This is a genomic window from Thermomonas haemolytica (assembly GCF_004346265.1).
In the GTDB taxonomy this organism is placed as follows: Bacteria; Pseudomonadota; Gammaproteobacteria; order Xanthomonadales; family Xanthomonadaceae; genus Thermomonas; species Thermomonas haemolytica.
Genome location: NZ_SMAP01000007.1, coordinates 89,670 through 103,335, shown reverse-complemented (window position 1 = coordinate 103,335; position 13,666 = coordinate 89,670). Strand labels below are relative to the sequence as shown.

The following is a 13,666-nucleotide window of genomic DNA, read 5'->3' as shown; positions in this document are numbered from 1 at the left end:
GTGCCCGGTCGGGCCGGAGCGCCCGGGGCCAACCAAAGTCACGGGCGCGCGCAAGCGCCAGCGGCTACCCTCGGGGATTCCTCAATGACCACAGGCACCGATCCATGAAGCGTTCCCTGCTCGTCCTCGGCATCGCTGGCGCACTGGCCGCAGCCACCGCGATCGCCGCCACCCCGGCCGGCAAGGCCCAGATCGGCGATTTCGGCGTGGACCTGTCCGCGCGCGATCTGTCCGTCAAGCCGGGCGACGACTTCAACCGCTATGCCAGTGGCCACTGGATCGACACCTACCAGCTGAAGGATTACGAGACCAACTACGGTTCGTTCAACCAGCTGCGCGATCGCGCCGAGGAGCAGACCCGCGCGATCATGGACGGACTGCTGGCGCGCAAGGACCTCGCCCCCGGCAGCAATGCGCAGAAGCTGCGCGACTACTACCTGAGCTTCACCGACCGCGCCACCCGCGACGCCGCCGGGATCAAGCCGCTGCAGCCGGTGCTGGACAAGATCGCGGCGATCGACGGCAAGGACAAACTGGTGGCAGCCTTCGGCGATGCCGGGATCGACGGCAGCGATGCGCCGTTCGGGTTCTACGTCGGCATCGACCGCAAGAACCCCGACCGCTACCAGGTCAACCTGGGGGTCGGCGGCCTGGGCCTGCCGGACCGCGACTACTACCTCAACCCCGACCCGCGCTTTGCCAAGATCCGCGAGGCCTACGTGGCCCACATCAAGCGCATGCTGGGCTTCGCCGGCATCACCGGGGCCGACGCCAAGGCGCGCGCCGAGGCGGTGCTGGCGCTCGAGACCGCGCTGGCCAAGCCGCAGTGGGACCGGGTGAAGCTGCGCGATCGCGACAAGACCTACAACGTCCTGACCTTCGCCGAGCTGCAGCAGAAGTATCCCGGCTACGACTGGGCCGCGCAGCTGCGCGCGCAGCAGATGCCGCAGCCGACCGACCTCAACGTGGCCACCCCGGACGTGCTGCAGCCGGTCATCGACATCATCAACGCCACCCCGCTGTCCACCTGGCGCGACTACCTCGCCTTCCACGCGGTCGATGGCAACGCCGACCTATTGAGCACCGAGATCGACCAGGCCGCGTTCGAGTTCAACGGCAAGGTGCTGGGCGGGCAGAAGGCGCAGCGCGAGGACTGGAAGCGCGCGCTGGGCATGGTGGGCGCGCGCAACGGGCTGGGGGATGCCCTCGGCGAGCTGTATGTGGCGCGCTACTTCAAGCCGGAAGCCAAGGCCGCGATGGACCAGCTGGTGGAGAACCTGCGCGCGGCGCTGCGCCAGAACATCGAGCAGCTGGACTGGATGGGCCCGGCGACCAAGGCCGAGGCGCTGCGCAAGCTGTCCACCTTCCGTCCCAAGATCGGCTACCCGTCGAAGTGGAAGGACTATTCCAGCGTCACCATCAAGCCGGACGACCTGCTGGGCAATGCGGTGGCGCTGCGCAGGTTCAACCGCGCCGACCAGAACCGCCGGGTCGGGCAGAAGACCGACCGCGAGGAGTGGGGCATGACCCCGCAGACGGTGAACGCCTACTACAACTCGGCGTTCAACGAGATCGTGTTCCCGGCCGCCATCCTGCAGCCGCCGTTCTTCGACGTGAACGCCGATCCGGCGGTGAACTACGGCGGCATCGGCGCGGTGATCGGCCACGAGATGGGCCACGGCTTCGACGATCAGGGCAGCAAGTCGGACGCCGACGGCATCCAGCGCAACTGGTGGACCGACGAAGACCGCGCCCGCTTCGAGGCGCGCACCAAGGCGCTGGGCGCGCAGTACGACGCCTACTGCCCGCTGCCGGGCCAGTGCGTGAACGGCGGGCTGACCATGGGCGAGAACATCGGCGATCTCGGCGGCCTGTCGATGGCCTACACCGCCTACCAGCTCAGCCTGAAGGGCAAGCCGGCGCCGGTGATCGACGGCCTAACCGGCGACCAGCGCTTCTACCTGGCCTGGGCGCAGGTGTGGAAGGGCAAATACCGCGACGAGGCGCTGCTGCGGCTGATCAAGACCGACCCGCACTCGCCGGTGATGTACCGCGCCAACGGCCCGCTGAGGAACCTGGACGCGTGGTACCGCGCCTTCGACGTGAAGCCGGGCGACGCGATGTACCTGCCGCCGGAACAGCGCGTGCGCATCTGGTGATGTCGGCCGCCTGCCGCCCGGCCCTGCGACGGGCGGGCGGCGGGTGCATACTCATCGCACCATCCTTTCAACGAAGGAGCGTGTCATGCAGGCAAACGTGGGTGGCATCGACAAGTGGCTGCGGATCCTCATCGGCCTGGCGCTGATCGCCTGGGCCGTGCTCGGTGGGCCGGTCTGGGCCTGGATCGGGGTGGTGCCGCTGGCCACCGGGCTGTTCAATTTCTGCCCGCTGTACCGGCTGATCGGCATCAACACCTGCCGGCGCTGAGCGTCGGCAGGCGCAATTGGCACGACACGCCTCAGCCGCCCGTGGCGGATGACTTGGGGGATGGCTTCGCGGCCGGCGCGGCCGTGCCCTTGCCGCCGGCACCGGCATGCACGGCCTGTAGCGCATCCAGCATCTGCTTGACGTGCTGGTTGGGGTTCATTGAGTCGTACTCGGCGAGGATGCGGCCGTCCTGCCCGATGAGGTAGGACGTGCGGCTGGACAGATCGGGCTTGAGGGTCAATACGGCGTCGTAGGACTTGGCGATCTTCGCGCCCTCGTCGGCGGCGACCGGGAACTTGCCGGCGCACTTCTCGGTGTCCTTGGAGAATTCCGCCAGCTGGTCGATGTTGCCGGCGGTGACGCCGATCACGCTGGCGCCGTGCGCCTTGAATTTGTCGATCGCCTGCGAGAACGCCGCAGCTTCGACGTTGCACCCCGGGGTGAAGGCGGCCGGGAAGAAATAGACCACCACCGGGCCTTTGGCCAGCGCGGCCTTGAGGTCGAAGGTGAAGGGCTGCGCGGCGAGGAACGCCGGCGCGCTGAACATCGGCGCGGGCGTGCCGGGCTTGAGCGCGGCCAGCGCGACGGAGGGAAGGGCGGCGGCGAGCAGGCAGGCGAGGGCAAGACGGCGCATGGGACGCTCCAGGCGGGGTGGGGACAACCCAGCTTACGCCCGGGCGGCGCAGGATGGATGCAGGTGCGGCCGGCTGTGCGGCCGCAGCATGCGCGGCCGGGCCGGCTTTGCTAGCGTCGCGGCATGCACGCTCCGCCGCCTCCGCATCTGCCGGACCCCGTGCCGCGGCCATTCGCGGTGCCATGCCGGCGGCTCGACTGGGATGCGCCCTGGCGCTGGCTGGCGCGGGGCTGGCAGGATCTGCGGCGCGCGCCAGGCATCAGCCTGGCGTTCGGCAGCGCGATCGTCGTCCTGAGCTTGGCGGTAAGTGCGCTGGCCTGGTGGCTGGGCCGGTTCGCGCTGCTGGCCACGCTGCTGTCCGGGTTCGTGTTCGTGGCACCGCTGCTGGCGGTGGGGCTGTACTGCGTCAGCCGCCGCCTGGAGCGCGGCGGCACGCCCAGCCTGCACGGTTCGCTTGCGATGATGCGGCGGGTGCTCGGCCAGGCCGGGGTGTATGCGCTGGGGCAGGGCGTGGTGATCCTGCTGTGGTCGCGCGCGGGGATGATGCTCAGCGCGCTGTGGCCGATGCAGGAGGGCGATGCCGCCGCCCTGGCCGAATACCTGCTCGTCGGCAGCGGCGTCGGCGCGGTGTTCGCCGCCTTCACGTTCGCGATTTCCGCCTTCTCCCTGCCGATGGTCGCCGACCGCGACGTGGACATGGTCACCGCCTGCGTCTCCAGCGTGAACGCGGTCCTGCGCAACAAGCCGGTGATGCTGCTGTGGGCCGCGCTGCTGGTGGCGATCACCGTGCTGGCGTTCGCCACCGCCTTCTTGGGATTGGCAGTGGCGATGCCGTGGCTGGCCTACGCGACCTGGCATGCGTACCGCGACACCCTCGAGTCGGGGGAGTGGCCGCCGCTGGAGTGAGGCGGCGGCATCGTCCTTCAGCGCAGCAGGGGCTGCGCCAGTCCGCGTGCGACGGCGTCGTCGATCAGCTTGCGGGTCTTGCCGTCGGCTGCCATCGCGGCCTGTTCGATCCGGCGGCCAAGCGCTTCCATGTCCTTTCCGATCGCCTGCATGGGCGCGCTGGCGGCCTCCATGCGCGCGCCCACCTCGCGCATCTGCTCGCTCTGCACGCGGATACGGCGGGTCTGCGCCTCCACCCGGGCCGATTGCTCGCGCAACTGGGCGGACAGTGCATCCGATTCGGCCGCAAGGGCGCTGCGCTGGCGCTCGAGATCGGCGCGTTCGCTGTCATCGGCCTTGCGCATGCGGTGGGCGATCTGGGCCTGGCGCGCGGCGAGTTCCGCCTGGCGCGAGGCCAGCGTCGCCAACCGCGACGTCTCCGCATTCAGCCCCGCCGGCACGGCGGGCGGTTGCGCGCGATCCATCTCCACCTGCAATGCATGCAGGCGCTGCTGGTGCGGGGCCATCTGCACCTGCAGGGCCTGCATCTGCCCGTCCAGTGCGTTCAGGGGTGCCCAGACGGCTTCCACCTGATCGAGCAGGCCGGGATCGCGCAGCACCAGGTGCTGCTTGCCGCGCCGGACCAGCAGGAAGTCGCCGTCGATGCGCGCACGTGCGGCTTCGAGCGCGGCCTGGTCCTCGCGGTTCCACGTGGCCATCGTGCGGGTCGTACCGTGGCGGACCAGGCTGTAGCCGTTGCCGTCGGGGCCGCGGGTGGACATGTGGAGCGGCGGCGGGGGCGGAGGCGGGGGCGGCGCCGCCGGCGGGGCCAGGGGAGCGGGCGGCGCGGGCTCGGCCGGCGGTGCAGGCGGCGTGGGGTCCGCCAGCGCCGCAGGCGGTGCCGGCGGAGGCGGCGGGGGCAGGCCGGTGGAGGCTTGCACGGGTGCGGTCTGGGCAGGCGTGGCCTGCGCATAGGCCGCGATGCCGGCCAGGGCCAGGCCAAGCAGCGGCAGACTGGCCAGCGACAGCAGCTGGCTGCGGGCAATGCCGGAACGGCGGGGGCGGATCAGATGCTGGATGCGTGCCATGAGCTGGCCTCCTCGGGCGGCCGGTGCGAAGCGTGGGAGCGTGGGGGTGGATGCATCGAACGAGCGGTCGAGTTCCGCCAGGGCCAGCGCCAGCCGGCGGCGATCCCCCAGCGCGTTGGCGGCCAGATCGTCGGCGATGAGCTCGCGCTCCTCGCGGATACGACGTGACAGCCACCAAACGACCGGGTGGTAGAACAGCAGGGTCTCGACCACGCCCTGTAGCAGGTTGACCAGGTAATCGTGGCGACGTACGTGCGCCAGTTCGTGCGCGATCAGTGCCTCGAGCAGCGGCGCTGGCATGCGCAGGGCCAGTGCGGCGGGCACCAGCACCATCGGCCGCCACCAGCCGGCCGCGACCGGCGAGGCGATGTCCCGGCTCAAGCACACGAAGACTGGGTTCCGCAGTCCGATGCGTAGCGCCAGGGGATCGGCCATGGCCTGCAGCACGCCATTTTCGTCCGTCCATGCGCGGCGGCGCAGGCGCCCGATCCAGAGCAGCCCGCCCGCCATCCGCAGCGAGAGCAGCCCGGCCCCGGCCGCCCAGCCAAGCACCAGCCAGGGCCAGCGGACGGCGGCACCGGAGACTGTGACCTCGGGCAGCAATGGCCAGCCGGAGAGCGCGGCGGGCGCCGTCGGCGACAGGTCGGCACCGGCGGCGGATGCGGCAAGCGACGGGCTGGCCAGCAACCAGCCCAGGGTGAGCAGTGGCGCCAGCAGTGCCACGCACAGGGCCAGGCAGGCGATGGCGTAGCGGGTCTGCGCGCGGGCGCCGCGCAGCAGGGCCAGAGCGCCGGAGGCGAGCAGCGCAAGCAAAGTCCCTTGCCACAGGAAGTGGAGCAGGGTGGCGCCCAGTGCCGGCGCCAGCAGGAAGAAGGCATCACGCATCGCGGTTCTCCTCCAGGAAACGCTGGATTTCGGCACGCTCCTCGTCGCTGACCCGGTTGCCGCGTAGCGCCGCCATCACCAGCGCCTTGCCGGAGCCGGAAAACGCCTTGTGGATGAGGTCGTCCAGCAGCCGGTTCTGCAGCGAGCCCTGCGCCTGCACCGGCGCATAGACGTGTGCGCGCTGGCGTTCGTCGCGGCTCAGCAGGCCCTTGCCGTGCATGATCTGGAGCAGACGCAGCACGTTCGCGTACGACAGCTCCGGGCGCTCGCGCTGCTGCGCTTCATGGACCTGGCGGGCGGTGCTGGGGCCGAGTTGCCAGAGCGTGCGCAGCACCTCGAGTTCGGCGGGGGTCGGCTTCGGCAGGCGGGGCTTGGGCATGGCGAGGCGTGGGCATTCCATCGGGGTTGGAGGGATGCTGCACTTGATAGAAAACTTTGTCTAGAAAAATGTTTCTATTTTCGACGAACGGTCATGCCGGCGCTCAGCTCCCGGGCAGCCCGCGAGTGGCGCCGGGTGTATCGTCGCGGCGGGATTGCAATGGCAGGCGGCGGGAGGTGGGGCATGGCCACCGGTTGGGCAGGCGACGGAGCGGTCCAGGAGCAGATCGATGCGACCGTGAAGGACGGCATCGCGCGGGCGCGCAGCCGGCTCCCCAGCGGGCCGGGGTTGACGCACTGCGAGGAATGCGAGGCGGTGATCCCCGAGGCGCGGCGCAAGGCCATCCCCGGCGTGCGCCTGTGCGTGGCCTGCCAGCAGGCGCGCGATGCCGAGGAGGCCGCGTTCGCCGGCTACAACCGCCGCGGCAGCAAGGACAGCCAATTGCGCTGAACGGCCTGGCCGTGCCCCGAAAAGACAACGCCCGGCACCGGGCCGGGCGTTGAGGAGGCGAAAGGGCGCGCCTCAGTGGATGATGCTGAAGGCCAGGATCATCCCCAGCACCGCCGGCAGGATGACGGCGCTGCCGTTTTCGTAGCGGCCGTATTCGTAGCGGCCGTAGTAGCCGTCGCGGTAGCCACGCTCGAATCCCTGGCGGAAGTAGTAGCGGTAGGCATCGAAGCTGACGTAGTAGCCGGGGTAGCCGTAGCTGCCATCGATCCACGCGTAGTTGCCGCGGTAGTCGAACCGCCAGTGGTCGTAGCGGTCGGCCTGGCCGGCGTACCAGCCTTCGCGGTAGCCGTCGCGCACTGCCTGGCGCAGGACTTCCGCGCCGTAGCTGTTGGTGCTGTACCAGCGGCCGTCGAAGCCGTAGCGGTAGCTGTAGGGCGTGTAGAAGAACGGGTCGTTGTAGTAGTCGAAGCGGTACGCATTCCAGCGCGCCTGCGCCGCCATCCAGCGCCGCCAGTAATCCTGCTGGTAGCGGTACTGGGCATTGCGGCGCTCGCGCTCCAGGCGCTCACGCTGGCGGTCGTAGTCGGCACGGCGGCGCGCCTCGTCGCGCTGCCACTGCGCCTGTTGTCGGCGCTGCTCCTCGATCCGGCGCTGGCGCTCGGCATCCGGGATGCGGCCGGGGCGGTCATCGCCGCGGTTGCCGGGCCAGCCGGGACGCCCGGGCGGGCCCTGCTCGTTGCGGCGCGCCTGCGCCTCGCGCTCCAGGCCCTGCTGGATCGCCCAGTCCTGCGGGCTGCGCGGGGCTTCCGCCGGGCGGTTGCCGTCGTTGCGCTGCTGCGGGTCGGCCATGCGCTGGTCCTCGAAGCGCTGGCGTTGCTGCTCGCGCTGCATGTCCAGCCGCTGCTGGTCGGCGACGCGCTGGTCCTCGAAATGCTGGCGTTGCTGCTCGCGCTGCATCTCGATGCGCTGCTGGTCCGCCACGCGCTGCTCGTCGAAGCGCTGGCGCTGCTGCTCGCGCTGGGCATCCTGCTGCTGGCGCTGCATCTGCTGGCGGGCCAGCTCGCCCCAGTTCTCCTGGCGCTGTGCGTCCTGGCCGCGCGGCAGCCGCATCTCGGGGGCCGCCTGGCCGGGGTTGAACGGCGGGCGCTCGATGCGTGCCGCCGGCGGCTCGACCTGCGCTGGACGCGGGAAGTCGTTCCCACGCATGGCCGGGGCCGGGGCCGGCGGCCGGTTTTCCGGCGCGGGCGGCGGGCTGGGGCGTGCGCGTTCGGCCTGGCGCTGCCAGCGTCCTTCTTGGCGATCGCCGCTGTCCTGGGCGGCGGCCGGCATCAATGCGCCCAGTGCCAGCGCGGAGCCCAGCACGGCCAGGGCCAGCGGACGGAAAGCAGGAATGCAGTTCATGGCGGGTGTCTCCCCGGGCGCGACCCATTCGCGCCCTTGCCGGCAGTAGGCGGTTTTCGGGATGAATCGTGGCTGAGATTTCCGCGCCCCGCAAAGGGCCGCCAGTGCGCGTTCAGAATGCGTGAAGCCGGGCTTCAGCCGCGGCGCATGACCAACGACAGTGACGCCGTATCGGAGATCATGCCAAGGTGGTGGAAGTCCCTCCGATGCCCTTCGCCATGCCCGTCCGCCGCTGCCTGCTTGCCGTCGCCCTGTGCGTCCCCGCCGTCGCCCTGCACGCCGAGCAGCCGCCGCTGACCGCCACCACCGCCGCCACCGGCCTGCCGCGCACGCCGGAGCAGCTGGCGACGACGATCGAACTGGCGGACCTCGCGTTCAAGGTCGATCCCGCGCGCAAGTGGCTGGACGCGGACGCGCACCTCACCCTGCGCCTGGCGCGCCCGCTGCAGGCGCTGGTGGTGGATCTGGACCGCAATTACACGGTGTCCGCGGTGGAGGTGGACGGCCGCCCGGTGCGCTGGAGCAATCCTGAGGGGCGCATGCGCATCGCGCTGGAGTCACCACTGCCGGCCGGGGCGCGGCCGGTGCTGCACATCCGCTATGCCGGGCACCCGCACGAGGCGAAGAAGGCGCCGTGGGACGGCGGCATCGTCTGGGCCACCGCACCCACCGGCGAGCCGTGGGTGGCCACCGCGGTGCAGGGTGAAGGCTGCGACCTGTTGTGGCCATGCATCGACCACCCGCTGGCCAAGCCCGAGCGGGTGGTGCAGCACATCACGGTGCCGGCGCCGCTGGTGGCGGCCAGCAACGGCGTGCAGACCGGGATGGACGAGAAGGACGGCTGGCGCACCTACCACTGGAGCGCGCGCCAGCCGGCCACCTACGCGATCGCGCTCAACATCGGCCCGTACGAGCTGCTGCAGGCCGAGTACAAATCCCGCTACGGCAACACCATCCCGCTGCGCTTCTGGTACCTCAAGGGCCGTCGCGCGCAGGCCGAGGGGCTGTTTTCGCAGTTCGCGCCGATGCTCGATTTCTTCGAGGAGATGATCGGCCCGTACCCGTTCGGCGACGAGAAGATGGGGGTGGTGGAAACCCCGCACCTGGGCATGGAGCACCAGACCATCAATGCCTACGGCAACGACTACCGCAAGGCCGAGACCGGCTACGACTGGCTCTTGCAGCACGAGTTCGCGCACGAGTGGTTCGGCAACCAGCTGACCAATACCGACTGGGACGACTTCTGGCTGCACGAGGGGTTCGCCACCTACATGCAGCCGCTGTACCTGCAGTGGCTGCGCGGCGACATGGAGTACTACGCCGCGCTGATGAAGATGCGTTCGGTGCTGATGCTGAAGCACCCGGTGGTGGCCGGCCATCCGATGCTGGAGAAGGACGTGTCGGATGCCAGCCGCGGCCCGGGCAACGACGTGTACTACAAGGGTGCGCTGATGCTGCACACCCTGCGCGGGCTGATCGGCGACGACGCCTTCTTCCGCAGCATCCGCGAACTGGTGTACGGCAGCGACGCTCCCCGGCCCGGGCAGTTCCGGCCGCGCCAGGCCTCGACCGATGATTTCGTGGCGATCGTCAACCGCGTCACCGGGCGCGACTACCGCTGGTTCTTCGACGCCTATCTGCGCACCGTGCAGCTGCCGGCGCTGCTGGTCGAGCGCGACGGCGGCATGCTGCGCCTGCGCTGGCAGGTGGAGGGCGGGCGGACGTTCCCGATGCCGGTGCAGGTGCGCATCGGCCGCCGCGTGGTGGAGGTGCCGATGACCGGCGGGCAGGGCGCGGTGGCGATCGCGGCGGACGAGAGCTACACCCTGGACCCGCATTCGAAGGTGCTGCGCGACCTGCCGTACATGGCCGAGTTCCAGCAGGACCAGGCCGAGCGCGCGCGCGCCGCGGCGGAAGCGGCCAAGGCGGCGGCAAGCAACGCGGCCACGGGAAAGCGCTGAAGGCTCAGGTACGCGCCTGCAGCCAGCGCGCCGCGCCCGCGCCGGCCAGGTGCCCGCTGGCGAGGCAGGCGGTGAGCAGGTAGCCGCCGGTCGGGGCTTCCCAGTCCAGCATCTCGCCGGCGCAGAACACGCCCGGCAGCCGGCGCAGCATCAATTGCCCGTCGAGGTCCTCCAGCCGCACCCCGCCGGCGCTGGAGATCGCCTCGGCCAGCGGGCGCGGGGCGTGCAGGCGCAGCGGCAGCCGTTTCAGGCAGGCCGCGATCCGGGCCATGTCCGGCGGCCCGTCCTGCGCCGACGGCGGGCCCAGCACTTCGAACAGCAGCGCGCACTTGGCGGCGTCCAGACCGGCCTGGCGGCGCAGGTGTTCGCCCAGGCTGCGGCCCTTGCGCGGTTTGCCCAGGTCGGACGCCAGGCGCGCTTCGTCGCGGCCGGGCACCAGGTCCAGGTGCAGCAGCGTGCTGCCGTCGCGGGCGATGGCGTCGCGCAGGTCGGCACCGATCGCATACACCAGGCTGCCCTCGATCCCGGTTTCGGTGAGCACGCACTCGCCCTGCAGCGCCTGCGCGCGGCCGGCGGCATCGTGCCAGTGGGCAACCACCGGCTTCAGCGGCGCACCGGCAAAGCGGGTGGCCAGGTGCGGGCTCCAGCCGATGTCGAAGCCGCAGTTGGCCGGACGCAGCGGCGCGATGGCGACGCCGCGCGCGTGCAGGGTGTCGATCCAGCCGCCGTCCGAGCCCAGCTGCGGCCAGCTGCCGCCGCCGAGGGCGAGCACGACCGCCTGCGCCTGCACATGGCGTTCGCCCTCGGGCGTGGCGAAGCACAGCGCGCCGTCCGCCGCCCAGCCCTGCCACGGGTGGCGCACATGGAACTGCACGCCGGCCTCGCGCAGGCGATGCACCCAGGCGCGCAGCAGCGGCGCCGCCTTGTGGTCGCGCGGGAACACCCGGCCCGAACTGCCGGCGTAGGTCTCGACCCCCAGCCCGGCGGCCCAGGCGCGCAGGGCCGCGGCGTCGAAGCCGTCCAGCCAGCGCGCGATTTCCGCCGCGCGCTCGCGGTAGCGGGCGTCGAAACCCGGCCGCGGCTCGGAATGGGTGAGGTTGAGGCCGCCCTTGCCGGCGATCAGGAACTTGCGCCCCACCGAGCCCTTGGCCTCGAACAGGTGCACCTCGACGCCGGCCGCGCGCGCGGTTTCGGCCGCCATCAGGCCGGTGGGGCCACCGCCGATCACGGCCAGCCGGGGGGAACCATCGAACGTTCGCATCCGCACAGGATGCCGTGCCCGCGGCCCGCGGGCGACTAGAATGCGTGCTTTGCCGCCGTGCGCACCGGGCCACCCCGCATGATCCTCAACATCGCCGCCTACCTGTTCGTGGCCATCGACGATGCCGATGCGCTGGCCGCACGCCTGCGCGAGCGCGCCGAGGCCGCCGCGCTGCGCGGCACCATGCTGGTCACGCCGGAAGGCCTGAACCTATTCCTCGCCGGCACGGAGGCGCCGCTGCGCGGGTTCCTGGCATGGCTGCGCGCCGACCCGCGCTTTGCCGCCCTGCATGCCAAGGAAAGCTGGAGCCGGGTGCAGCCGTTCGCGCGGCTGAAGGTGAAGCGCAAGGCGGAGGTCATCACCTTCCGGCGCGAGGCGGCTTCGCCGCTGGCGGCCGGCATGCGCGCGCCGGCGGTGGATGCGCCGACGCTGGCGCGCTGGATCGCGCAGGGCCACGACGACGCCGGGCGCCGCCTGGTGGTGCTGGATACCCGCAACCGCGAGGAGGTCGCGCACGGAACCTTCACCGGCGCGCTGACCCTGCCGATCGACCGCTTCACCGACCTGCCGGCGGCGCTGGCCCCGCACCGCGAGGCGTTGCGCGACGCCACCGTGGTCAGCGTATGCACCGGAGGCATCCGCTGCGAGAAGGCGGCGCTGTGGATGCGCGCGGACGGGATGGACAACGTGCTGCAGCTGGACGACGGCATCCTCGGCTATTTCGAGCGCGTCGGCGGGGCCGGCTACAGCGGCCGCTGCTTCGTGTTCGACGACCGCATCGCGCTGGATCCACAGCTGCGCCCGCTGGCCGACGCCGCGGAGGCCGCATGACCTGGGTCGGGGTGGTCCTGCTGGTGCTGGGCGTGTGGCTGGCGCTGAAGGTCGCCGGCGTACTGTTCAAGCTGCTGCTGTGGGCGCTGGCGGTGTTCGCGGTGTGGTGGCTGGTGCATCCCTACCTGGGCCTGCCGCTGCAGCCGTTCTGACGCGCCGGTTCAGCCGCCCAGCGCGTGGCCGGCGGCGTGGCCGCTGGCCCAGGCCCACTGGAAGTTGTAGCCGCCCAGCCAGCCGGTGACATCCACCACCTCGCCGATGAAATGCAGGCCCGGCACGTGGCGGGACATCATCGTGCTGGACGACAGGCCGTCGGTGTCCACCCCGCCCAGGGTCACCTCGGCGGTGCGGTAGCCCTCGGTGCCGCTGGCCACCAGCGGCCAGTCGCGCAGCAGCGCGGCGATGCCCTCCAACTCTCGCGGGGTGTACTGGCGCAGCGGCTTGCTGGCGATCCAGTGCTCGCACAGGCGCTGCGCGAAGCGCTTGGGCAGCACCTCGGCCAGCAGCGTCTTCAGTTCGGCGTCGCGCCGTGCGTGCTGCCACTCACGCAGCAGCGCCTCCGCGTCCTGCCCGGGCAGCAGGTCCAGCCGCAGGTCGTCGCCGGGCTGCCAGTAGTTGGAGATCTGCAGGATCGCCGGACCGCTGATGCCGCGATGGGTCACCAGCAGGAAGCTGCGGAAGGCCATGCCGTTGCAGCGCGCCTCCACCGGCAGTGCCACCCCGGCCAGGTCGTGCAGGCGCTCGGCATGCTTGCCGCTCAGCGTCAGCGGCACCAGCCCGGCGCGGGTGGGCAGCACGGCGTGGCCGAACTGCCGGGCCAGCGTATAGCCGAAGCCGCTGGCGCCCATGCTGGGGATCGACAGCCCGCCGCTGGCGACCACCAGCGACGGCGCCTCGAAGCGGCCCTGCGCGGTGTGCAGGCGGAAGCGCCCGGCGTCGGTGTGCTCCACCCGCTCGATCGCGCAGTGGGTGCGGATCTCCACCCCGGCGGCCGCGCATTCGGCCAGCAGCATGGCGACGATCTGCTTGGAGGACTCGTCGCAGAACAGCTGGCCGAGTTCCTTCTCGTGGTAGGCGATGCCGTGCCGCTCCACCAGCTCGATGAAATGCCAGGGCGTGTAGCGCGCCAGCGCCGACTTGCAGAAGTGCGGGTTGGCCGAGAGGTAGTTCGCGGGCGTGGTGCCGGTGTTGGTGAAATTGCAGCGCCCGCCGCCGGACATCAGGATCTTCTTGCCGACCTTGTTGGCATGGTCGAGCACCCGCACGCGCAGGCCGCGCTGGCCGGCCGTCAGTGCGCACATCAGGCCGGCGGCACCGGCGCCGATGACGAGGGCATCGCAGGACGTGGAGGGCGGGGCGGTCATCCGCGCAGGGTCACGGCAGGGGCGGGGGCGTCATTGTCGCCGCAGGTTGGCGCAAGGACATCCTGATGCGCCCAGCCGCGCACGGCAGCACGGGTTCGTA

Annotated in this window: 13 protein-coding genes; 7 read left to right on the top strand and 6 right to left on the bottom strand. The window is 71.2% G+C overall.

What is annotated here, in order from left to right; genetic code table 11:
• Positions 1 to 104 precede the first annotated feature (104 nt).
• Positions 105 to 2,159, top strand: coding sequence for a M13 family metallopeptidase (locus EDC34_RS09405; RefSeq protein ID WP_114960487.1), 2,055 nt, complete (start codon positions 105 to 107; stop codon positions 2,157 to 2,159).
• An 85-nt stretch (positions 2,160 to 2,244) separates the two neighbouring features.
• On the top strand, positions 2,245 to 2,427 hold the full coding sequence (locus EDC34_RS09400) for a YgaP family membrane protein (RefSeq protein WP_114960488.1): 183 nt from the start codon (positions 2,245 to 2,247) through the stop codon (positions 2,425 to 2,427).
• Positions 2,428 to 2,458: 31 nt separating this feature from the next.
• On the opposite strand, the gene EDC34_RS09395 is transcribed toward EDC34_RS09400, so the two are convergent.
• Positions 2,459 to 3,061, bottom strand: a complete 603-nt coding sequence (locus EDC34_RS09395) for a peroxiredoxin (protein WP_114960489.1) — start codon at positions 3,059 to 3,061, stop codon at positions 2,459 to 2,461.
• 123 nt (positions 3,062 to 3,184) lie between these two features.
• Between EDC34_RS09395 and EDC34_RS09390 the strand changes: the two genes are divergently transcribed.
• On the top strand, positions 3,185 to 3,967 hold the full coding sequence (locus EDC34_RS09390; RefSeq protein WP_114960490.1) for a DUF2189 domain-containing protein: 783 nt from the start codon (positions 3,185 to 3,187) through the stop codon (positions 3,965 to 3,967).
• A 17-nt stretch (positions 3,968 to 3,984) separates the two neighbouring features.
• On the opposite strand, the gene EDC34_RS09385 is transcribed toward EDC34_RS09390, so the two are convergent.
• Both EDC34_RS09385 and EDC34_RS09380 read right to left on the bottom strand, forming a co-directional pair.
• A complete protein-coding gene (locus EDC34_RS09385) occupies positions 3,985 to 5,919 on the bottom strand; it encodes a M56 family metallopeptidase (RefSeq protein WP_132982878.1) in 1,935 nt (644 codons plus the stop codon).
• Positions 5,912 to 6,298: a BlaI/MecI/CopY family transcriptional regulator gene (locus tag EDC34_RS09380; protein ID WP_114960492.1), complete on the bottom strand. Its 387-nt coding sequence runs from the start codon at positions 6,296 to 6,298 to the stop codon at positions 5,912 to 5,914. The genes EDC34_RS09385 and EDC34_RS09380 overlap by 8 nt, the downstream gene beginning before the upstream one ends.
• Positions 6,299 to 6,481: 183 nt before the next feature.
• On the opposite strand from EDC34_RS09380, the gene EDC34_RS09375 reads away from it, so the two are divergent.
• Complete coding sequence (locus EDC34_RS09375) at positions 6,482 to 6,748, top strand: DksA/TraR family C4-type zinc finger protein (protein ID WP_114960493.1); 267 nt, start codon at positions 6,482 to 6,484, stop codon at positions 6,746 to 6,748.
• A gap of 72 nt (positions 6,749 to 6,820) precedes the next feature.
• On the opposite strand, the gene EDC34_RS09370 is transcribed toward EDC34_RS09375, so the two are convergent.
• Positions 6,821 to 8,149: a hypothetical protein gene (locus tag EDC34_RS09370; protein ID WP_114960494.1), complete on the bottom strand. Its 1,329-nt coding sequence runs from the start codon at positions 8,147 to 8,149 to the stop codon at positions 6,821 to 6,823.
• Positions 8,150 to 8,367: 218 nt separating this feature from the next.
• On the opposite strand from EDC34_RS09370, the gene EDC34_RS12475 reads away from it, so the two are divergent.
• Complete coding sequence (locus tag EDC34_RS12475) at positions 8,368 to 10,110, top strand: M1 family metallopeptidase (RefSeq protein WP_114960570.1); 1,743 nt, start codon at positions 8,368 to 8,370, stop codon at positions 10,108 to 10,110.
• 4 nt (positions 10,111 to 10,114) lie between these two features.
• On the opposite strand, the gene EDC34_RS09360 is transcribed toward EDC34_RS12475, so the two are convergent.
• The gene (locus EDC34_RS09360) at positions 10,115 to 11,371 is read right to left on the bottom strand and encodes a TIGR03862 family flavoprotein (protein ID WP_114960495.1); all 1,257 of its coding nucleotides are present in this window, start codon (positions 11,369 to 11,371) and stop codon (positions 10,115 to 10,117) included.
• A gap of 78 nt (positions 11,372 to 11,449) precedes the next feature.
• On the opposite strand from EDC34_RS09360, the gene EDC34_RS09355 reads away from it, so the two are divergent.
• Both EDC34_RS09355 and EDC34_RS12245 read left to right on the top strand, forming a co-directional pair.
• The gene (locus EDC34_RS09355; protein ID WP_114960496.1) at positions 11,450 to 12,202 is read left to right on the top strand and encodes a sulfurtransferase; all 753 of its coding nucleotides are present in this window, start codon (positions 11,450 to 11,452) and stop codon (positions 12,200 to 12,202) included.
• On the top strand, positions 12,199 to 12,354 hold the full coding sequence (locus EDC34_RS12245; RefSeq protein WP_162797703.1) for a hypothetical protein: 156 nt from the start codon (positions 12,199 to 12,201) through the stop codon (positions 12,352 to 12,354). The genes EDC34_RS09355 and EDC34_RS12245 overlap by 4 nt, the downstream gene beginning before the upstream one ends.
• 9 nt (positions 12,355 to 12,363) lie before the next feature.
• On the opposite strand, the gene EDC34_RS09350 is transcribed toward EDC34_RS12245, so the two are convergent.
• Complete coding sequence (locus tag EDC34_RS09350) at positions 12,364 to 13,566, bottom strand: BaiN/RdsA family NAD(P)/FAD-dependent oxidoreductase (protein ID WP_114960497.1); 1,203 nt, start codon at positions 13,564 to 13,566, stop codon at positions 12,364 to 12,366.
• Between the last annotated feature and the right edge of the window lie 100 nt (positions 13,567 to 13,666).